At 36.0% G+C, this 21,324-nt stretch carries 17 protein-coding genes; 13 read left to right on the top strand and 4 right to left on the bottom strand.

Annotated elements, in window-relative coordinates:
- Positions 1-117 precede the first annotated feature (117 nt).
- From L1S35_RS04165 to L1S35_RS04145, 5 genes are all read left to right on the top strand, one after another.
- Positions 118-4,521, top strand: coding sequence for a translocation/assembly module TamB domain-containing protein (locus tag L1S35_RS04165; protein ID WP_236396909.1), 4,404 nt, complete (start codon positions 118-120; stop codon positions 4,519-4,521).
- Between the two features lie 142 nt (positions 4,522-4,663).
- A complete protein-coding gene (gene pfkA / locus L1S35_RS04160) occupies positions 4,664-5,650 on the top strand; it encodes a 6-phosphofructokinase (protein WP_236396907.1) in 987 nt (328 codons plus the stop codon).
- Between the two features lie 93 nt (positions 5,651-5,743).
- The gene (gap, locus tag L1S35_RS04155; protein ID WP_236396905.1) at positions 5,744-6,751 is read left to right on the top strand and encodes a type I glyceraldehyde-3-phosphate dehydrogenase; all 1,008 of its coding nucleotides are present in this window, start codon (positions 5,744-5,746) and stop codon (positions 6,749-6,751) included.
- Positions 6,752-6,809: 58 nt separating this feature from the next.
- Entirely contained in the window at positions 6,810-7,661 is an 852-nt protein-coding gene (locus tag L1S35_RS04150) for a BadF/BadG/BcrA/BcrD ATPase family protein (protein ID WP_236396903.1), read from the top strand.
- A gap of 133 nt (positions 7,662-7,794) precedes the next feature.
- Positions 7,795-8,169 carry a methylglyoxal synthase gene (locus L1S35_RS04145; RefSeq protein WP_236396901.1) on the top strand — a complete coding sequence of 125 codons (375 nt, stop codon included), beginning with the start codon at positions 7,795-7,797 and terminating at the stop codon, positions 8,167-8,169.
- A 195-nt stretch (positions 8,170-8,364) separates the two neighbouring features.
- On the opposite strand, the gene L1S35_RS04140 is transcribed toward L1S35_RS04145, so the two are convergent.
- The 4 genes from L1S35_RS04140 to L1S35_RS04125 all read right to left on the bottom strand — a co-directional run bounded on the left by L1S35_RS04140 (position 8,365) and on the right by L1S35_RS04125 (position 13,742).
- Complete coding sequence (locus tag L1S35_RS04140; protein ID WP_236396900.1) at positions 8,365-9,945, bottom strand: Na+/H+ antiporter; 1,581 nt, start codon at positions 9,943-9,945, stop codon at positions 8,365-8,367.
- A 45-nt stretch (positions 9,946-9,990) separates the two neighbouring features.
- Positions 9,991-10,617, bottom strand: coding sequence for a hypothetical protein (locus L1S35_RS04135; protein ID WP_236396898.1), 627 nt, complete (start codon positions 10,615-10,617; stop codon positions 9,991-9,993).
- 46 nt (positions 10,618-10,663) lie between these two features.
- Positions 10,664-11,044 carry a RidA family protein gene (locus L1S35_RS04130; RefSeq protein ID WP_236396897.1) on the bottom strand — a complete coding sequence of 127 codons (381 nt, stop codon included), beginning with the start codon at positions 11,042-11,044 and terminating at the stop codon, positions 10,664-10,666.
- A 109-nt stretch (positions 11,045-11,153) separates the two neighbouring features.
- Positions 11,154-13,742 carry a putative LPS assembly protein LptD gene (locus tag L1S35_RS04125; RefSeq protein WP_370641049.1) on the bottom strand — a complete coding sequence of 863 codons (2,589 nt, stop codon included), beginning with the start codon at positions 13,740-13,742 and terminating at the stop codon, positions 11,154-11,156.
- Between the two features lie 211 nt (positions 13,743-13,953).
- Between L1S35_RS04125 and L1S35_RS04120 the strand changes: the two genes are divergently transcribed.
- The 8 genes from L1S35_RS04120 to L1S35_RS04085 all read left to right on the top strand — a co-directional run bounded on the left by L1S35_RS04120 (position 13,954) and on the right by L1S35_RS04085 (position 21,316).
- Positions 13,954-15,111, top strand: coding sequence for an N-acetylmuramoyl-L-alanine amidase family protein (locus L1S35_RS04120; RefSeq protein ID WP_236396895.1), 1,158 nt, complete (start codon positions 13,954-13,956; stop codon positions 15,109-15,111).
- Between the two features lie 22 nt (positions 15,112-15,133).
- Positions 15,134-16,294 (top strand): N-acetylmuramoyl-L-alanine amidase family protein, encoded by a 1,161-nt coding sequence (locus L1S35_RS04115; protein ID WP_236396893.1) that lies wholly within the window; start codon positions 15,134-15,136, stop codon positions 16,292-16,294.
- Positions 16,295-16,345: 51 nt separating this feature from the next.
- The gene (locus tag L1S35_RS04110) at positions 16,346-17,302 is read left to right on the top strand and encodes an MlaD family protein (protein ID WP_236396891.1); all 957 of its coding nucleotides are present in this window, start codon (positions 16,346-16,348) and stop codon (positions 17,300-17,302) included.
- 9 nt (positions 17,303-17,311) lie between these two features.
- Positions 17,312-18,616, top strand: coding sequence for a 4Fe-4S dicluster domain-containing protein (locus L1S35_RS04105; RefSeq protein WP_236396889.1), 1,305 nt, complete (start codon positions 17,312-17,314; stop codon positions 18,614-18,616).
- Positions 18,617-18,731: 115 nt separating this feature from the next.
- The gene (locus L1S35_RS04100; RefSeq protein WP_236396887.1) at positions 18,732-19,178 is read left to right on the top strand and encodes an LNS2 domain-containing protein; all 447 of its coding nucleotides are present in this window, start codon (positions 18,732-18,734) and stop codon (positions 19,176-19,178) included.
- A 79-nt stretch (positions 19,179-19,257) separates the two neighbouring features.
- Positions 19,258-20,049 carry a (Fe-S)-binding protein gene (locus L1S35_RS04095; RefSeq protein WP_236396885.1) on the top strand — a complete coding sequence of 264 codons (792 nt, stop codon included), beginning with the start codon at positions 19,258-19,260 and terminating at the stop codon, positions 20,047-20,049.
- A gap of 8 nt (positions 20,050-20,057) precedes the next feature.
- Positions 20,058-20,825: a phosphatase PAP2 family protein gene (locus tag L1S35_RS04090; protein ID WP_236396883.1), complete on the top strand. Its 768-nt coding sequence runs from the start codon at positions 20,058-20,060 to the stop codon at positions 20,823-20,825.
- 8 nt (positions 20,826-20,833) lie between these two features.
- Positions 20,834-21,316, top strand: a complete 483-nt coding sequence (locus L1S35_RS04085; RefSeq protein WP_236396881.1) for an ABC transporter ATPase — start codon at positions 20,834-20,836, stop codon at positions 21,314-21,316.
- The last annotated feature ends 8 nt before the right edge of the window (positions 21,317-21,324 follow it).

Raw genomic sequence — 21,324 nt, 5'->3', positions numbered from 1 at the left:
TTGGAAAAAATTAAGTCAAATACCCGTTTTAAAAAGTTTCGAAAAGTTCTTTTTCGGACAATAGTTGGACTTCTTTTACTCTTATTAATACTAAGCATAGCGCTTTCCCTTCCGATTGTGCAAACTAAAATCGCAGATTATACTACTGACAGAATCAATAAAGATTTTGGGACTAATATCAATATCGAAGAAGTTGCAATAACTTTTTTTGGTGGCGTAAAACTTAAAAATGTATTGATTTTAGATCATCATAACGATACGCTGATTTATTCACAACGTATTAAAACCAGTATTTTAGATTTAAACAAACTTATCAATGGGAAGTTGCTTTTTGGCGATTTGCGACTGGATTATTTTTATTTACAAATCAAGAATTACAAAGGAGAGAAGCACACGAGTTTGGATGTATTTGTTGATGCTTTTGATGATGGGAAAAAGGCTAGTGGCAAGTTTTTAATGAAGTCGAAAAATGTTTATCTTACCAACAGCCGTTTTGTTATGTTGGATTACAACAGAGCCAATCCAAAAGATGTCGATTTTACGAAGCTAAATGCGCATTTAAAAGATTTTCAAATCAAAGGGCCTAATGTAAATGCAGCAATTAAACGAATGAATTTCCACGACCATCGTGGCGTTCAGGTCGATAATTTAATCGCAGATTTTGAGTATACCAAGAAAAGTATCAAACTCGAAAAGCTCGAAGTTACCACCAAAGAATCTTTTTTGAAAGGTCGGGTCGTATTGAATTATAACAAAGACAATCGCGATTTCAGCGACTTCAATAACCGGGTAAAATTCGATGTTACCCTTGACAGTGCGACTTTGGCAACCAATGACATTCGTTATTTTTATAAGGAATTAGCCAAGAATCAGAAGTTTTCTCTGAATTCAAAAATCAAAGGAACGCTGAATAATTTTTATGCTACTCGTTTGTATTTAAAAGATCAAAAAAACTCAATTATCAAAGGCGATGTGAATTTCAAGAACTTGTTTCCACGTGCTCCGGGCGAGTTTTATATGAATGGTGATTTTAATAAAATATCTTCAAATTACAGCGATTTAACCAAGCTATTGCCAAATATTCTCGGGAAAAAGCTGCCAACGTCTTTGCAGAAGTTAGGGCAATTTAATTTTGCCGGAAGTGTAGAAGTCACACAACACTATATCAATTCTGATTTTGTCATGAATACCGCATTGGGTATCATCGAATCTGATTTGCATATGTCCGATATCAATAATATTGACAATGCAAAATACAACGGAAATATCATCCTGGATAATTTTGATGTTGGTGCTATTATGAACGACAAAACCATCGGAAAAGTAAGTATGAATCTCGATGTTGATGGGAAAGGATTTACCCAAAAATATATCAATACTTCTTTTGCAGGCGATGTTTATCAATTGAAATACAACGGTTATAATTACACCAAAATCATTGTTGACGGAAGTTTCAAGCAGCCTATATTTAAAGGAGAATTCTATGTGAATGATCCCAATTTGTTTATGGATTTCAAAGGAATTCTGGACTTATCCAAAAAAGAAAACATCTATGATTTCCATTCCAAAATTGATTATGCCAATTTGGTAAAACTGAATTTTATTAAAGATTCCATTTCTGTTTTTAAAGGTGATATCGTTGTAAATGCTACAGGAAATTCTTTTGATAATCTAAAAGGAAATCTGTTGCTGACTAATGCTTCTTATCAGAATAAAAAGGACTTGTTTTTTGTGGATTACCTAAACATCAATTCGAGTTTTGATGACAATGGAGAAAGAGCAATTATTATCAATTCTCCTGATGCGATTGAAGGTTCGGTGGTTGGAAAATATAAATTCAACCAATTGCAGAAAATGGTGGAGAATTCTTTGGGAAGTTTTTATTCCAATTATAAACCCAATAAAGTGCTGCCGAACCAATATTTAAAATTTGATTTCGATTTAAACAGTAAGATTATAGAAATATTTAATCCGGATATTTCCCTTGCCAAAAGCACCAAATTAAAAGGAAATATCAGTTCGGACAGCAAGAATTTCAAACTCGATTTCAGTTCCCCAAAAATAGTTGCCTATGACAATACGTTTGACAATATTTTGGTTCAGGTCGATAACAGAAATCCTTTGTATAATGCCTACGTTCAGTTAGATTCTATAAAAACAAAGCATTATAAAATCCGGGATTTTAGTATGATTAATACGTTTTCTAATGATACGCTGCAATTTAGAACCGAGTTTAAAGGTGGAAAAAGAGGTAATGATTTCTACAATCTGAATTTTTATCACACCATAAATAAAGAAAATAATAATGTAGTTGGGTTTAATAAATCGGAACTGCAGTTCAAGGATTATCTATGGTTTTTAAATGAAAAAGAAAACCCTGAAAAGAGTAAAATAGTCTTTGATAAAAAACTCAGCAATTTCTCGTTTAATGATATAGTTCTTTCACACGGAAATGAAAGCATGAATTTTATTGGCTCATGGAATGGCAAGAAGAATAAGGATTTACAGCTCACATTTGATAATGTCAATCTGAATAAAGTTACGCCCGATGTCGAGAAATTTAAGTTTGACGGAAACCTAAACGGGAAGATCAATTTCAAACAAAGTAATGCCATTTTTCAGCCTACATCAACCTTGCAGATAGACAGTCTGAAAGTCAATGACATTGCGCTCGGAAAAATGAATTTAGATATTCAGGGCGATGAAACACTGCGTAAATTCTATTTGAATTCCAATTTAGAAAATGAAAATGTAGAAGCTTTTAGTGCTAAAGGTGACATTCAGATTGTTGATGACAAAACCTTGTTAGATGTTGATTTGAATTTTGACAAGTTCAACCTCGGCGTTTTAGGAAAAATTGGCGGTGATGTGATTACCAATATTAGAGGATTTGCATCGGGAAATGCCCGAATTGATGGTGATGTTAACAATTTAGATTATAACGGAAGATTGTTTGTTGATAAGGCCGGATTAACAATTCCATATCTAAATACCGATTATGTGTTTGATGAGAATTCTGTAGTTGATGTTACTGAAAACAAATTCATCATCAGGGAAACCAATATTACCGATACGAAATTCAATACTAAAGGAAGTTTGAGCGGCTATATCAAACACAAGCAGTTTGGTGACTGGCAGTTGGATTTGTCTGTTTATGCCAAACGTCTTTTGGCTTTAAATACAGTTGACAAAGAAGATGCGGCTTATTATGGAAATGCTTTTATGAATGGTTCGGCAAGTATAAAAGGACCAACAGAGAATTTGATGATAAAAGTAGATGCGGAATCCGCTAAAGGAACCGATATTAAAATTCCGATAAACGATGCCGAAGCTGTGGAAGACAGCAAATACATACATATTAAAACGCCTGAAGAAAAGAAGAAAAAGGCAAATGCAAACGGTATACAGACTAAAAATTATAACGGACTTGAACTAGATTTTAATTTTGAGATTACAGAGATTGCCAATATTGAAGTAATTCTTAATAGAGAAAGCGGCCACGGTATGAAGGGCAAAGGAAACGGAACGCTGCTCTTTAGAATTAACACCTTAGGGAAATTTCAAATGTTTGGAGATTTCTCGGTTGTTTCCGGTTCCTATAATTTTAAATATGGTGGATTAATAGACAAAAAATTCGATGTAAAAAAAGGAGGTTCTATAAATTGGACAGGTGATCCAATGGCTGCTGTTTTAAATCTTGAAGCTGTTTATAAAACTACCGCAAATCCTGCGGTTTTAATTGATAATCCATCGTTCAATAAAAAAGTTGATGTTGAAGTTATTATTGGTGTCAAAGGAAATTTGACCAGCCCTGAGCCAGATTTTAATATCAATTTCCCGAATGTTAGTAGTTCATTAAAATCGGAGATTCAATATAAACTTGACGATAAAGATGCCAGACAAACACAGGCACTTTATCTACTTTCTACAGGTAGTTTCTTAAGTCAGGAAGGAGTTAATCAAAATCAATTGTCTAATAATTTATTTGAAAAGGCGAGCAGTCTTTTTAGCGATATATTTTCGGGTGATAATGATAAAATTTCTATAGCGCCTGAATATATAGTTGCCGACAGAACTCCGGGACAACAAACTGACGGACGATTTGGTGTTACCGTTTCTTCTAAAATCAATGACAGAATTACTGTTAACGGAAAAGTGGGTGTGCCAATTGGAGGAATTACAGAAACGGCGATTGTTGGTGACCTTGAAATCCAATATCGTGTGAACAGAGATGGTACGCTTAATCTAAGAGTATTCAATAAAGAAAACGATATTACTTACATAGGTCAGGGAATTGGATACACACAAGGTATCGGAATGTCTTATGAAGTTGACTTTGATACTTTAAAGGAATTGGTAAACAAGATTTTCAAAAATGCCAAAATAGAAAGAGCTAATTCGAATACCAGTGAAGTACACGATTCCAGTATGTCCCGAGATGACATACAAATCAAAGATAAAAAGGATAAGAAAAAAGAAGATCCAAGACCAAACCAAGAGGCAATTCCGACCGATGAATAGCTTCGCAATAGCACTAAAACCCTAAATAAATTAAAAAACTTATCAACTAAAACGTTTGAATTTGTTCATTTTATTAATAATATAATAATATGGGTAAAACAATGGTTCTTCTTTGCTAATTTTACATTTTAATACTTGAAAAATGTCAAAAAATATAAAAAAAATAGGTGTACTTACTTCAGGAGGTGATTCTCCGGGAATGAATGCTGCCATTCGTTCTGTCGTTAGAACTTGTGCCTATCATAATATTGAATGTACCGGTATTTATAGAGGATATCAAGGAATGATTGAAGGCGATTTTAAAGAGATGGGAGCAAGAAGCGTTAATAACATCGTTAACAAAGGTGGAACCATTTTAAAGTCGGCACGTTCTAAAGAATTCATGACAGTTGAAGGCAGAAAGAAAGCACACCAGAATTTAGTTAATGCCAACATTGATGCTCTTGTAGTTATTGGCGGAGACGGAACTTTTACGGGTGCTGAAATTTTTAACAATGAATTTGGCTATCCTGTAATGGGAATTCCGGGAACGATTGATAATGATATTTTTGGGACAAGTCATACTTTAGGATTTGATACCGCATTAAATACCGTTGTTGATTGTATCGATAAAATCAGAGATACGGCGAGTTCGCACAACCGTCTTTTTCTTGTCGAAGTTATGGGAAGAGATGCCGGACATATTGCTTTGAATGCCGGAATTGGAGCAGGAGCAGAAGAGATTTTAATTCCCGAAGAAGATTTAGGATTAGAGCGTCTTTTAGAATCATTGCGTAGAAGTAAAGCTTCCGGAAAATCATCAAGTATCGTAGTTATTGCCGAAGGCGATAAAATAGGTAAAAACGTATTCGAATTAAAAGACTATATCGAAGAGAATTTCCCTGAATATGACATTCGTGTTTCGGTTTTGGGTCATATGCAACGAGGTGGTTCGCCATCTTGTTTCGACAGGGTTTTAGCTTCCCGTCTTGGAGTAAAAGCAGTAGAATCATTATTAGAAGGAAAATCAAATTTCATGGTCGGAATGTTAAATGATAAAGTAGCGCTAACTCCGCTAGAGCAAGCTATCAAAGGACATTCGGAAATAGACAGGGATTTATTAAGAGTTTCCGATATCATGTCAACATAAAAATAGGGGATTTGGTTATTCGTGGATTTGGTTATTTGTAACCGTATTCTAAATAACCAAATAACCAGATTAACAAATAAACAATTAAAAAAAATGTCAAAAGTAAAATTAGGAATAAACGGTTTCGGTAGAATTGGAAGAATAGTATTCAGAGAAACTTTTAACAGAGATAATGTAGAAGTAGTAGCGATCAATGATTTATTAGATGTAGATCATTTGGCTTATTTATTAAAATACGATTCGGTTCACGGACGTTTTAACGGAAAAGTAGAAGTAAAAGATGGAAAACTATATGTAAACGACAGATACATCAGAGTTACTGCCGAAAGAGATCCAAAATTGGTTAAGTGGGATGATAAAGAAGTTGATGTAGATGTAGTAGCTGAATGTACCGGTTTCTTCACAACGATTGATACAGCAAAAGCACATATTGATGGTGGTGCGAAAAAAGTAATTATTTCAGCACCTTCGGCTGATGCTCCTATGTTTGTTATGGGTGTAAACCATCTTGAAGCTAAAGCAACAGATACAGTAGTCTCTAATGCTTCTTGTACAACCAACTGTTTAGCGCCATTAGCCAAAGTAATCAATGATAACTTCGGAATTGTAGAAGGTTTGATGACAACAGTACACGCTACAACTTCAACACAAATGACAGCTGACGGACCATCAAGAAAAGACTGGAGAGGCGGACGTGCAGCAAGCGTAAACATTATTCCCTCATCAACCGGAGCTGCAAAAGCAGTTGGAAAAGTAATACCGTCATTAAACGGAAAACTTACAGGTATGTCTTTCCGTGTTCCTACGGTTGACGTTTCTGTAGTAGATTTAACTGTGAAAGTAGCCAAAGAAACTTCGTATGACGAAATCATGGCTGTGTTGAAAAAAGCATCTGAAAATGAATTAAAAGGAATCCTTGGTTTTACCGAGGATGACGTAGTTTCTCAGGATTTTGTTTCTGACCCAAGAACCTCCATCATTGATGCTAAAGCCGGAATTGGCTTGAATTCAACGTTCTTCAAATTGGTTTCCTGGTATGATAACGAATATGGTTATTCAAGTAAATTGATTGATTTATCTGTTCACATCGCTAATTTGTAATAATAAAAAGGGTTAGTTTTACAATTCGTAATTACTAATTCGTAATTCGTAATTAAATATGAAATTACTAGTTGACAGTGGATCTACCAAAGCCGATTGGATTGCCATTGATGATAACGGAAAAGTACTTTTCACTACGCAGACACTGGGTTTAAATCCGGAAGTTTTAGATAAGGAAGAAGTCATTGCTCGTCTTGACGACAAGTTTGATATCGAACACAACAAAGACAAAGCAACGCATCTTTATTTTTATGGTGCCGGTTGCGGAACCGATAGAATGAAAGATTTTTTGACTAAAGTGTTTCAGGAGTATTTTTCGAATGCTATTGTTTCTGTTCATGAAGATACCTATGCGGCGGTTTATGCAACTACACCAAAAGATGAGGAAGCCATAGTCTGCATCCTTGGAACAGGTTCTAACTGTAGCTATTTTGATGGTAAAGTACTACACCAAAAAGTACAGTCTCTAGGTTATATTGCGATGGATGACGGTTCGGGAAATCGTTTTGGAAGACATTTACTTCGGGGGTATTATTTTAACAGTATGCCTAAAGAATTGGCTAGAGAATTTGAAGAAGAATACAATGTTGACGCCGATTATATCAAAGCCAATTTATACAAGGAAGCCAATCCGAATGCGTATTTAGCGACTTTTGCTAAGTTTATCATTAAGCACAAAGACAATCCGTTTTGTAAAAAAATCATCAAGAAAGAATTAAAATCGTTTACCAAAAACTATATCATGCAATTTGAAAACCACAAAGAAGTGCCGGTGCATTTTGTGGGTTCAATAGCATTTTATCTAAAAGACGAATTGGAAGCCATTTTAGCAAAATACGATATCAAAATAGGCAACGTACTACGAAGACCAATAGACGGTTTGATTGCATACCACGTTTTAAACAAATAAGTCATTCCTGCGCAGTTGGGAATCTATAACATACAAAAAGGTCTACAATAAGGTAGACCTTTTTTTGTGGACTTTCCGAAAAACTTTGTGCCTTTGTGGTTAAAATTTTAACTTGCATTAAAATACAGTTTATATGGAAATAGCCATCATTGCCCATGACGGAAAAAAAGCCGATATGGTTCAGTTTATCAATAAAAACAAAGCCATACTTCAGAAAGAAAACATCAAACTAATCGCTACCGGAACAACTGGCGGGAAAGTGGAAGCCGTTGGCATTAAAGTAAAGAAAATGCTTTCCGGACCACAAGGTGGCGATGCTCAGATTGCAGCCCGTGTTGCCGAAGGAAAAACCAAAATGGTATTGTTCTTTAAAGACCCCAACTCAAGTCATCCCCACGAACCGGATATTAATATGCTGATTAGAATTTGCGACGTACACAATGTGCCTTTGGCTACCAATGAAGCCACAGCACAGTTGTTATTGTTGGCTTTGGATGAGATTAAGTAGTCCTATTATTGTCATACTTACGAAGGAAGTATTTTTTCGTTACCACTCGAAAGGTTTTGTGAGGAAGTGGAGGGACGGCTTCGACAACTATTTGATCGTAAGCGTGATAAAAATAGATTCCCGCCTTTGCTGGAAAGACAAAAAAAAGTGGGAATGACAAAAGGCTTCCTTAACTTCGTAATTTCTAATTCGTAATTAAAGGTGCCTAACCTTTTCTTCCTCCATATCCAAACTATGCTGTAGTTTGCGAACGATTGCCTCATCTAGATTGCCGTTCTTTCGGTTCTTTTGAATCAGCCATTTTCGTTGTTGGCGTAGAATGTTGAGGTAGATGATTTTACCATCGGCAGTCATTTCGGTGTCTTCGGTCAGCATCTTGCTGGCTTCCCATTTGTCGGCTATTTTTTGCAGTAATGGTTGCTCTTTCAACGCTTTTCCGTATTGGCTTTTTAATTTTTCCAGGGCAAAGGCCGCCATTTCGTATTTTAGAAGTTTATACTGTTGTTGTTCTTCTGCCTCCTGTTCGGGTGTTGTTAGCTGCATTCTGCGTAAAAAGTAAGGTAGTGTTAATCCCTGTAAAATCAGAGTGAGCAGTATGACTACAAAAGTGATAAAAAGGATAAGGTTCCGTTGCGGAAAAGGATTCCCGTTATTTAAGTATTCCGGAATCGATAAGGCCGCTGCCAACGATACTACACCACGCATTCCAGTCCACCCAATGATGAATGGGGCTTTATATCCGGGGTTAGTTGTAAGGGCTACCGTAATAAAATTACGCATAACTAACGTAATGATTACTGCACCATAAGCCGCCAGCATTCTGACTATAATCAGAACCAATGTAATCAGGATTCCATAGCCAACCGCCGAAGTAAAGAGTATACCTTCCTTTTCAAGTCCGTCCATAACCTCCGGAAGCGAAAGCCCAATTAAGGTAAACACAAGCCCATTCAATACAAAAATAAGACTCTGCCACACATTATAACCCTGTACCCGCGAGGTACTCGTAAGGAAAGAATGTCGGTTATAGGATAAATATAAACCCGCGCTTACGACAGACAGCACTCCCGAACAATGGGCTTCCTCTGCAGTAAGATAGATGATATAAGGCATTACCAAGGTAAACACTATATCCATATTGGCATCGGTAGGCAAATATTTGTGGAGTTTCATAAATAGCAGACCAATCAAAAGACCAATGATAACGCCGCCTATTACCATCCAGGAGAAACTAACCACCGCTTTCGAAAAGACAAACTGAGTCGTACTAACTGCAACTAATGAGAACCTAAAAATGATTAGCGACGAAGCGTCGTTCAAAAGACTCTCGCCTTCCAATATAGAAGATATGGTGCGCGGGACTTTTACAAATTTTAAAATGGCACCGGCACTCACGGCATCAGGAGGTGATACTATGCCGCCTAATAAAAAACCTAATGCCAGTCCGAATCCGGGTATAAAATATTCTGCAACTAAAGCAACAGAGAATGCGGTCAGGAATACCACGACAAAGGCAAAGCTTAATATAATCCTACGCCAATGCCACAGCTCTTTCCAGGAGATAGACCAGGCTGCTTCATATAACAGCGGAGGAAGAAATATTAAAAATATAAACTCCGGATTTATTTTTATGCTTGGAATACCGGGAATGAAACTAATCAATAATCCGGCTATGATCAATAAGATTGGATAGGCAACCTTAATCTTCTCGGCAATCATCATTATGAGGACTATAGAGAAGATGAGAATGAGGTAGAAGGGGAAGTTGTCTAACATTGTTTCAGTATTGAGGAACTAAAACAAATATAAGATTTATAGTGTTTAATTGCTCAACGAACTTATAAAGTTATCAGTCAACAATCTTCCAATGTTTGGATTATTAAAATTGATATTGACGCTAAATAGATTGTTGTTTATAAAACTATTATACAAATCCTGAGTCAATAATAATTCGCCTGTTTTAGGATCGTATAATCTAGTTTGAACTTTGTAGAAATCATATTTTCCTATTTTCATATCAGTGCTGCTTAATTCGAATTTTAGGGTTTCGATATTAGAATACGTATCATTGAGCAGCTTAATCATAAAGTTTTTATGCTCTTCAAATGACTTTATACTGCTTCCTTCCAAAGATTCAAAAGTTGCCGAAAAAGTATTCCTTTTATCTACTTCAAAACCTATTAAATGAGGGCTTCTTTGTTTTAAGCCACCTTTTTTTTGTAATTCTTCAATTTTTTTAGCATCGGTTATTTCATAGTTCATTGGAATTTTTATTTTCCAGTCAAATCTATGACAGGTATAAACGCCATTTTCTATTTTCCCGTTTTCAGTTTCTTCGGTAGGCGTAACGTTTAGAGCTTCTTTCTCATTGGTCTCTGTTACTTTTTCCTGAGAAAAAACAAAATTGGAAGTCATTAGAAGTGTAAAGAAGATTATCTTTAGATTCATGCTTTTAGTTTTTAGGATACTGCCAACTGCGACTGCCAACTGAACACTATTTTACAGCTGTCATCGAAATCTCAACATTCACGCCTTTTGGCAGTCCGGCTACCTGAACCGTTTCTCTCGCCGGCGCTGTCGCTTCATCAAAGTAACTTCCGTAAACGGAATTGATATGGGCAAAATCACTCATGTTCATGATAAAGATGGTTGTTTTTACTACGTTGTCAAAAGTCATGTCGGCCGCTTCGAGAACGGCTTTCATGTTTTCCATGACCTGTTTGGTTTCGGTTTCGATATCATCAAGAACTAATTCCATAGTCGCAGGATTTAGTGCAATTTGCCCCGAAGTATAAAGTGTGTTTCCAACCAGAACAGCTTGGTTATAAGGTCCTATTGGAGCAGGTGCTTTGTCTGTGAAGATTATTTTTTTCATTTTTATGGTTCTATGTTGTATGTTGTATGTTGTGAGTTATCGGTTGTCAGTTATGTGTTAACCTTTTATTTCAATTTATAATTCATAACTCATAACTCATAACTTATAACTAATTCAAACTTCTATCTGCCTGATTTCGTTTATCCCATTTGATATCGCTCAAAACGCCTGATTTTATTCCTATAAAGAATCCCCAATACGGGTTGTCTCCGAACGGTACCCAGTTGAAATCCATTCGCCAACTCAGCAAATCTCTTTCAAATCGGAGTTGTGTAAAAGTAACACCTTTTTGTACAAAATCATAACCTGTTGAAGCACCTACTTTCCATTTGGGTGTTAAATCAGTATTCATAGAAATCATCAGCGAGTTTCCGGTTATTTTTTTCTGACGATTGTTATTAGAATACGTCAAAGAATAAGCAAGTGTAACATTCCATGGCAATTTATATTTGAAGAGCTCATTTGAAGCATTGTCTTTTTTGTCATCATCGTTACCAAATTGGCTCTGTCGCCTGTCGCTCAAATCGGTATTACTGCCAAACAAATCGTCTTCACGACCACCATTTCTCTCGCCTTGGGTATTTCTATTTTCCGCATCTTTACCATCGTCACTAGAGAAAGCATAGTTTAACGTCATATTAGCGCTGGTCATTCTAAATAAACTACCGCCATTGTCAATGTTCCAGGTATCGATTCGTCTTCCGGTATTACTGATGGCATAAGGATCGAGTGTCATACCAAAATTCACATTCATCTTTTGTTTAAACAATAGCGTCCCACCGCTAACACGTAGTGGAGACCATTTTAATGAATCGGCTGTAATATCATAATTTGTTGAAAAATTCAGGTTGTTCAGCAACATTATTTTTTTAGGCTCTGTTTTGGTCGAATCTTTCTCGGTTACTTTGGCTTCGAAGGTATTACTCAAATTGAATCCTAAATTATTGGACATGTTTTTTCCGGGTGAACCAAAAATTCCGTTGTCAAATCGCGTGTACTCTTTTATCATAGTGCCGCTTCCGTCAGAATCGTAAGTGTCATAGTATTGTGAAAAACTTGGCGTATAACTATAGGTAACGTTTGGACGCATCACGTGGCGGATCGCCTGTATTTTTTTCTTTTCGCCAAAATTAAAGGTTCCGTAAATGGTGGTTCCCAATCCGGCGCTAAAAGAATAGGTTCTGAAGGCGTCAAATCCTTGTACTTCGGTATCAACAACTCTATTTACTGTTGGGTCATATTGACGTCGGATGGTTTTTAAATACCATACTTCATTATAATTCATCGAAGTGGTTGCACTAAAAAACTTGAAGACTTTAAAATTGGTGCTCAGCGGAATAGTATGTTGAAAACCAACTTTCGCATCCTTGAACATTTGTGGTTTAAAGAAAAGTGAATCGGTAGTCTGAATTCGGTTTTCGCCTCTTAGGTTATATTGTAAATTGATATTCTTAAAAAAACCTTTTTTACTTCCGTCTTTCGGGGCAAAAGGATACATTCTGTCAACACTCAATTGCAAAGTAGGCAGGGTCATGTTAATTTGTTCAGTATTTGTGTTTTGTGAATGAGTGGCCGTTATTGACATGTTCACTTGAGGTACAGAATTGAAAGTTTTAGAATAAGAAATCGATGAACTCAAGGTGTTGTTCAGCCTTGAACCTACATTAACCTGATTGATTGAATTGACAAAATATTTACTACTTCCAAGATTTACCGAAGCCGAAAAACGAGAGTTCGGATTTGATTTAGAATCTTTAGAATGCGACCATTGGATGTTGTAAATATTAGTTCTCGAATAATCAGGATAGCCTCTTTCGCTATTGATTAAGTTTTCGAAACGGATATTTACATTTCCGTTAAATTTATATTTTTTGGCATACGATGATTCGAAGCGCATGGCATAACTTCCGTTGGTGTAATAATCGCCAAGAATAGCCAAGTCGTAGTTATCGCTTAACGCAAAATAGTAACCACCATTTTGCAATGAGAAACCTCTGGTATTGCTGTCGTTATAATTTGGAACAATTAATCCGGAACGGCTTTTTTCCGACATCGGGAAGAAAGCAAAGGGCAAGGCTAAAGGCGTTGGAACATCAGCAATAACCATATTGGTAAATCCAACAACCACTTTTTTTCCCGGGACTAATTTTACTTTATTGGTTTGAAAATAATATTCAGGATCATCAACGTCTTCCGCTGTAGTAAATCGAGCTTTTTTCATAAAGTAAACAGAGTCGTTTTCTTTTTTGGTTATTTCGGCTTTTACTTTAAATTCTCCTTGATCGGTTCTTGAATTCCAAACCAAAGCTTTTTTAGTTTTAAAATTAAATCGGATAGAATCGGGTTCTACCACATTGCTTCCCTGTTTAAAAACAGGTCTTTGCGTATAGACGCCGGCAGTATCTTTTATTCTTCCGGCATATACTTCACTTTTGTCATAATCAATGACAATAATTCCTGATTTCAGTTCAATATCCTGATAATAAACTTCAGCCTGATTGTAGAGTGTGATTAGCTTTTTCTTTTGATCAAACTTTTCGTAGTCAACTGCTTTACGTTTTATCTTATCTTCCAATAAAGGCTTTTTCTTGATGCTGTCAGGTACTTTAACTTCGGTAACTTCTAAGACAGGTTCGGTAGTTTTTTCAGGTGTAGTTTGCTGATTTTTAGGAGGGAAAGAATTGGGTTCCTTTAGCAACTCTTGTGAATATATTTTTGCGTTTCCCAGTGTTAGGAAAATTGTTAAAAAAACGATATAAAATAAGTTTCTTTGCAAAGGTTTAATACTATTTTTGTAGAAATATGGCTTGATTTTTGACGAGGCAAACTTACATAATATTTCCGGTCAAAAATAAGGAAATATTGGTATTATAACCTTTCGGTTTTAATTAAAATTAACTTTTGAGTTTATGAGATTTTTAAACGGCATAAAAACCTGTTTTACAGTACTTTTCTTTTTTAGTATGCTGAATGTTTTCGGACAATCAGATTCTAATAAGTTTTCGGTAGTATTGGATGCAGGTCATGGTGGAAAGGATCCCGGGAATTCCTATCACGGATATGTTGAAAAAGACATTGCTCTAAAGACCACTCTTAAAGTGGGTAAATTTCTTGAAAGAGAAAAGAATTTAGAAGTGACCTATACCCGTAAAACAGACGAATTTATAGAATTGGTAAACCGTCCGAAAATCGCAAATAAGATAGATGCTAATTTATTTGTTTCTATTCATTGCAATTCGGTTAAAAATTTTGAACCTGCCGGAACAGAAACATTTGTAATGGGACTTTCAAGAACTAATATGAATTTGGAGGTTGCCAAAAAAGAGAACTCGGTAATTTTATTGGAAGACAATTACAAAAAAACCTACCAGGGATTTGACCCAAGTAAGCCGGAAAATTTAATAGGGCTTCAAATTATCCAGGAAGAGAATTTGAACAGCAGCATCAGCCTTGCAACAACCATTCAGGATAATTTCACCAATCGGTTAAACCGAAAAACAAGAGGCGTAAAGCAGCAACCTCTATGGGTTTTAGATGCAGCCAAAATGCCTGGTGTTTTGATTGAGTTAGGTTTCTTATCCAATAAAGAAGAAGGTGAATATTTAAATTCAGATGAAGGACAAACCGAAATGGCACGTCAGATTGCTAATGCTATTATTCATTACAAAAAAACCTATTTCAATGAACCATTAACAGAAGAAGAAATAAAGGATGTTGAAAAAAAGTATACACCACTAAAGGAAATTGAAGATACAGTAATTGTTAAGCCTAATTACTCGAGCCCAATGGGCGAACAGGCGAAGCAAATGGTAAAAGAAGAAACCGGACAGACGATATATAAAATACAGCTATTCGCTAGTTCTAAAAAAAGAGACTTGTATTCGAGTGATTTCAAAGGTTTAAAAGATATTTCATATACATTCGAAAACAATCTGTACCGCTATTATTACGGGAAATCGTATGATTTAGAGTATACAAAAAAAATGTATAACGAGGCCAAAAGTCATGGTTTTAAGGATGCCTTTATAGTGCTGTTTGCCGATGGAAAAGTGTCAGCTTTAAAATAATTAATTTAGTTAAAAATAGATTTTGAAAGTAATAAAAAATATAAAGACAATAACAATAACAGCGTTGGCTGTTTTGTTTTTTTCTACTACAGCACATTCCCAAAAATTTAAAGTAACCCTCGATGCCGGTCATGGAGACCATGATTATGGCGCTGTTTATCACGGACATATTGAAAAGAACATTGCTTTGGCAGTGACACTGAAAGTAGGTAAACTGTTGGAGAAAAGTTCAGGGATTGATGTCATCTATACGAGAAAAGGCGATCAGTTTATTGCTTTAGATGAGCGCGCCAACATTGCCAACAGAGCTGATGCCGATATTTTTGTTTCGATACATTGCAATGCCAATGCTAACAACGCTGCCGATGGTTGCGAAACCTATGTAATGGGTATGTCTAAAAATGCTTCCAATCTCGAAGCGGCGAAACGAGAGAACTCGGTTGTGACTTTAGAAAAAGATTATAAACAAAAGTATGAAGGTTTCGACCCAAAATCTCCTGAATCCTATGCCGGAATGACAATGGCTCAAGAATTATACCTTGAACAGAGTATAGCTTTAGCTGGAAAAGTGCAGGGTCAATTCATTCAGCTTGGCAAAAAAAGCCGTGGAGTGAAACAGGCACCTTATATGGTTTTACACAAAGCGTATATGCCAAGAATTTTGATTGAAATGGGTTTTATATCTAATCCGGCAGAAGGTGCTAAGTTGGATTCAGAAGCAGGGCAACAGGAAATAGCCGAATCGATTGCTAATGCTATTATCAGTTACAAAAAAGAATATTTTGGTGCCAGCGATAATGATAATGCCATAAAACCATCACAACAAATAGAAGCTGTAAAGAAACCTGATACATTGACCAAAAAACCAACAGTAAAAACTCCGGATGTTAAAAAGCCTGAAGCAAAGTCAGATCCAGTTAATTCGGGGGTTGCTACATTCAAAGTGCAGCTTTCGGCAAGCGGGAGAAAACTGGAGCTTGTACCAAGTAATTTCAATGGTTTAAGTAACATTTCCGTTTCTTCTGATGGGAGTCTGTACAAATATATGTATGGAGAAACGACCAATTATGATGAAGCAAAACGATTATTATCGGAAGCCAAAGCCAAAGGATACTCATCAGCTTTTTTAATTGCCTTTAAAAATGGAAAGAAAGTATCGGTTCAAGACGCATTAAAGCAATAATAATAAGGAGTTTTAATTATTTATTTTAACTTTGCCAAAAACAGATTTACATTGAAAATCACAAGAGAAATCAAGACAGCAATTTTAGTAATTGCCTCTATTTTATTATTTATTTGGGGTTATAGCTTTTTAAAAGGAAGAGATTTACTTACTGATTATAAAACGTTCTATGTTCAATACGACAATGTAGAAGGGCTGGTTGCTTCAGCACCTGTAACGATTAACGGACTCAATGTCGGGAAAGTGAATGAAATCAAATTTATAGGTACAACTGGTAAAATTCAGGTGTCATTACAAATTAAATCCGATTTTCCTTTTTCAAAATCAAGTATCGCTTCGATATACGAACCCGGATTAATCGGAGGGAAGCAAATTATGATTACACCAAATTTTGAAGATAAATCGGTAGCCGAGTCCGGAATGACTTTACAAGGCGATATTAAACCTGGATTAACTTCATTGGTAGCAGAGCGATTAACACCGCTTCAGGAAAAGGTAGAAAAAATGGTGGTATCTGCAGATGCACTTTTAAAGAATGTGAATACTGTTTTAGATGCTAAAACCAAAGAGAACCTAAAAAGCAGCATCGCCAATCTTGATGCTACTTTAGCCGAATTCAAAGTAGCTTCGAAATCGGTAAACGAAATGTTAGCGGATAACAAAGGAAAAATCAATTCAACCATGGCAAATGTGGATAAGGCTTCGGCTAATTTTGCTAAAATATCGGATTCGATTTCCAAAGCAAACATTGGTAAAACCGTTAAAAGTTTAGAGAAAACATTAGCAAGCGTTGATAAAATAATGGCTGATGTTCAAGCCGGTAAAGGAACTTTAGGCAAACTTGCCAAAGACGAAACGATGTACACTAACTTTGCTAAAACGTCTAAAGAATTAGAATTATTGTTGCAGGATTTGCGTTTAAATCCAACACGATATGTAAATGTGTCTCTTTTCGGAAAGAAAAACAAACCGTATAAAGCACCCGTAAACGATACTATTAAAAAGTAACCCAAAACCATGATGTATATCGACAACATACTTTTTGCTATCATTCTTGTTGCGGGAATTGGTTTTTTTGCTAAAAATGTAAAGAAGCTAAAGCGAAATATAAATCTGGGTCATGATGTTAATCGCACTGATAATCCATCAGCACGTTGGAAAAACATGGCTATGATTGCGTTGGGTCAATCCAAAATGGTAAAAAGACCTATTGCCGGATTATTACATATTATAGTATACGCAGGTTTTATTATCATCAATATCGAAGTTTTAGAAATCATTATTGATGGACTTTTCGGAACACACAGAGTATTTTCATTCCTTGGTGGATTTTATGGTTTCTTAATTGGTTCTTTTGAAATCCTTGCTGTATTGGTTTTAGTAGCCGTAATCATTTTCTGGATTAGAAGAAACATCATCCGATTAAAACGTTTTGCAAGCTCCGATTTGAAAGGTGCACCAAAAAGAGATGCCGATACAATTCTGTATTTCGAAATGGTTTTGATGTCGTTGTTTTTAGTTATGAATGCTTTTGATTTGCACTTTCAAGACATGAATTCGGGGAATATCATCTCACGATATTTAACACCTTCACCAGATACTTTTTCTCTCGAAGCAGTAATAATTATTGAAAGAGTTGCCTGGTGGTTACACATTACCGGAATTTTAGTTTTCCTGAATTATTTATACTATTCAAAACATCTGCATATTCTTTTGGCTTTTCCAAATACTTATTTCGCTGATTTGAATCCGAAAGGACAATTCGACAATTTAGAAAGTGTAACCAAAGAAGTAAAACTGATGATGGATCCAAATGCCGATCTTTTTGCTGCGCAGCCTGTTGATGAAAATGCAGTTCCAAGTAAATTCGGAGCTTCGGATGTGCAGGATTTGAATTGGGTGCAATTACTAAATGCTTATACTTGTACCGAATGCGGTCGTTGTACTTCGTCCTGTCCGGCAAATCAAACCGGTAAGAAATTATCGCCACGTAAAATCATGATGGATACACGTGACCGAATGGAAGAAGTAGGAAGAAATATAGATGCCAACAAAGGTGTTTTTGTTCCCGATAATAAATCGTTGCTGAATGATTATATAACGGCCGAAGAACTTTGGGCATGTACCTCGTGTAATGCTTGTGTTGAAGAATGCCCGGTAAATATCAGCCCGTTGTCAATTATCATGGATATGAGACGCTATTTGGTAATGGAGCAAAGTGCTGCGCCACAATCTTTGAATGCAATGATGACCAATATTGAGAACAATGGTGCACCATGGCAATACAACCAACAAGACAGATTAAACTGGAAAAATGAATAATTGAATTAGGATGCAATTTATCGCATCCATATAAAAATAAAAACAAATGACCAAAAATGTGAGGCTTGGGAATTTGTCAAATGAATGTGAACTATTAAAAAAAATTAGAAAAAAAATGAAAGCGGAAGACATCGAAAAAAACTTGCAAAGTATTACCGAAAACGGGCAACATTTAAGTCCAATTTTACCAGAAGGAATTAAGAACTATTTAATCGATATAGACGGAACGGTTTGTGACGATATTCCAAACGAAGAGCCTGAAAGAATGCTGACTGCAGAGGTTTATCCTGATGCATTAGTTACTTTAAACAAATGGTACGACGAAGGTCACATTATATTCTTCTTTACTTCAAGAACAGAAGCTCACAGAGAATATACTGAGATTTGGTTAAAAAAACACGGATTCAAATACCATGGAATTCTATTCGGAAAACCACGTGGTGGAAACTACCACTGGATCGACAATCACTTGGTAAAAGCAACCCGTTACAGAGGAAAGTTTACCAATTTGATAGAAAAAGAAGTAACTATTCAAGTGTTCGATGACGAGCATCACGATTAATATTCGGTAATTCGGTTATTTGGTTATTTGAAGTATAGCCGAATAACCAAATAACCAGATAACCAAATAAACAAAAAAAATGTCAGAAGTATTAAATGTGCCAACCATGGCAGAAATGATGGCTCAAGGCAAGCAACCCGAAGTATTGTTTTGGGTTGGTTGTGCAGGTAGTTTTGACGACAGAGCAAAGAAAATCACTAAGGCATTTGTGCGTATTCTAAATCGTGCAAATGTCGAGTTTGCTGTTTTGGGTACAGAAGAAAGTTGTACCGGTGACCCGGCAAAGCGTGCTGGAAATGAGTTTTTGTTTCAGATGCAGGCGATGATGAACATCGAAGTGCTGAATGCCTACGAAGCTAAAAAAATCGTAACTGCCTGCCCACATTGTTTTAATACACTGAAAAATGAATATCCTGAATTGGGCGGAACATACGAAGTAGTACATCACACCGAATTCCTAAAGCAACTTTTAGATTCAGGAAGATTGACTATTGAAGGCGGACAATTCAAAGGAAAAAGAATTACGTTTCACGATCCATGTTATCTCGGAAGAGCTAATAATGTATATGAGGCACCAAGAGATTTAATCCAAAAACTGGATGCTGAATTGGTCGAAATGAAGCGTTCAAGAGCTAACGGTTTGTGTTGTGGCGCCGGAGGTGCCCAAATGTTCAAAGAGCCGGAAACCGGCAACAAAGACATCAACGTAGAAAGAACCGAAGATGCTTTGGAAACCAAACCCGAAATAATCGCTGCCGGTTGTCCATTTTGCAACACGATGATGACCGACGGCGTTAAAGCCAAAGAACAGGAAGCAAACGTTAAAGTAATGGACGTAGCCGAATTAATCGCTAACGCACAGGACTTATAATCTGATTAATGAATTTGAAATCAAAGATCCTTTTTTGCATTTGTAGTTTTGCTTTTTTTGTTTCTAATGCGCAATCCGTTTCAGATACAATTCCGAGTCAAAAAACGGACTCTATTCAGTTAAAGTTCAAATACAAAAGTCTAATCATTCCGGCTGTTTTTATAGGTTACGGAATTGTTGGATTAGAAAGCGGTCAGATTAAAGGTTTCAATTCAGGTATAAGTAGTGAAGTTAAGGAGAGCATTGATGAAAAAACATCCATTGACGATTTTTCGCAATACACACCAATTGCAGCTTTCTATGGTTTAAGCGCTTTTGGAGTAAAGAGTAAAAATAATTTTAAAGATAAAACGATAATTTTTGCAACTTCTTATCTTTTAATGGGATTGACAGTAAATGCTTTTAAGAAAACGGCATCAGTTGAACGTCCGGATGGAAGCAGCCTTAATTCATTCCCTTCAGGACATACAGCTACCGCTTTTATGGGAGCCGAATTAATGATGCAGGAATATAAAAATGAATCGGTGTGGTACGGAATTTCAGGCTATGTAATAGCTGCAGGAACCGGAGCTTTCCGAATGTATAATAACAGGCACTGGTTTACAGATGTTGTAGCTGGAGCCGGAATAGGAATTCTTAGTGCAAAAGCGGGTTATTGGTTATATCCAATTACAAGTAAATGGTTCACAAAAAAGAACTCAAAAAATACTAAAACTGCTATGATTCCGTTTTATAATGGTAAAACAACCGGTTTTGCATTTGTAAAAACATTTTAATTAAAATTATGTATATCCCTTTTGAAAATTTACCTGAAGACTCCAGAATTTGGATTTACCAATCCAATCGAAAATTTTCAGACGATGAAATGACTGAAATCGAAAATGATTTAAAAGCATTTATCGAAAACTGGTCAGCACACGGAACCGGATTAGAAGCTTCTTATCTATTGAAATACAACCGTTTCATCATTCTTGCTGTTAATCAAGAGGTGCAACAGGCAACAGGCTGTTCTATAGATTCTTCTGTGAGTTTCATCCAAAATCTTGAGCAAAAATACCAAGTCGATCTGTTGGATAAAATGAATGTAACGTTTAAAAACGGAGAACATATTGCTCACAAATCATTAATTGATTTCAAGCGAATGGCTAAAGAGAAAGCCGTTACCGCCAACACTATAGTTTTTAACAATTTGGTGAACAGCATCGAAGAATTTAACGAAAACTGGGAAGTTCCTGCGGGCGAAAGCTGGCACAGTCGTTTCTTTTAATCCATTTA

The organism is Flavobacterium anseongense, assembly GCF_021608185.1.
In the GTDB taxonomy this organism is placed as follows: domain Bacteria; phylum Bacteroidota; class Bacteroidia; order Flavobacteriales; family Flavobacteriaceae; genus Flavobacterium; species Flavobacterium anseongense.
Note: the sequence above shows the minus strand (reverse complement) of the source record. Positions and strands in the feature narration are given on the sequence as shown.

Coding starts and splice junctions, on each gene's coding strand:
- L1S35_RS04150 (WP_236396903.1), top strand. CDS start 6,810: ATGAAATTACTAGTTGACAGTGGATCTACCAAAGCCGATTGGATTGCC.
- L1S35_RS04085 (WP_236396881.1), top strand. CDS start 20,834: ATGTATATCCCTTTTGAAAATTTACCTGAAGACTCCAGAATTTGGATT.
- L1S35_RS04140 (WP_236396900.1), bottom strand. CDS start 9,945: ATGTTAGACAACTTCCCCTTCTACCTCATTCTCATCTTCTCTATAGTC.
- L1S35_RS04135 (WP_236396898.1), bottom strand. CDS start 10,617: ATGAATCTAAAGATAATCTTCTTTACACTTCTAATGACTTCCAATTTT.
- gap (WP_236396905.1), top strand. CDS start 5,744: ATGTCAAAAGTAAAATTAGGAATAAACGGTTTCGGTAGAATTGGAAGA.
- L1S35_RS04100 (WP_236396887.1), top strand. CDS start 18,732: ATGAAAGCGGAAGACATCGAAAAAAACTTGCAAAGTATTACCGAAAAC.
- L1S35_RS04130 (WP_236396897.1), bottom strand. CDS start 11,044: ATGAAAAAAATAATCTTCACAGACAAAGCACCTGCTCCAATAGGACCT.
- L1S35_RS04120 (WP_236396895.1), top strand. CDS start 13,954: ATGAGATTTTTAAACGGCATAAAAACCTGTTTTACAGTACTTTTCTTT.
- L1S35_RS04145 (WP_236396901.1), top strand. CDS start 7,795: ATGGAAATAGCCATCATTGCCCATGACGGAAAAAAAGCCGATATGGTT.
- L1S35_RS04105 (WP_236396889.1), top strand. CDS start 17,312: ATGATGTATATCGACAACATACTTTTTGCTATCATTCTTGTTGCGGGA.
- L1S35_RS04090 (WP_236396883.1), top strand. CDS start 20,058: ATGAATTTGAAATCAAAGATCCTTTTTTGCATTTGTAGTTTTGCTTTT.
- pfkA (WP_236396907.1), top strand. CDS start 4,664: ATGTCAAAAAATATAAAAAAAATAGGTGTACTTACTTCAGGAGGTGAT.
- L1S35_RS04095 (WP_236396885.1), top strand. CDS start 19,258: ATGTCAGAAGTATTAAATGTGCCAACCATGGCAGAAATGATGGCTCAA.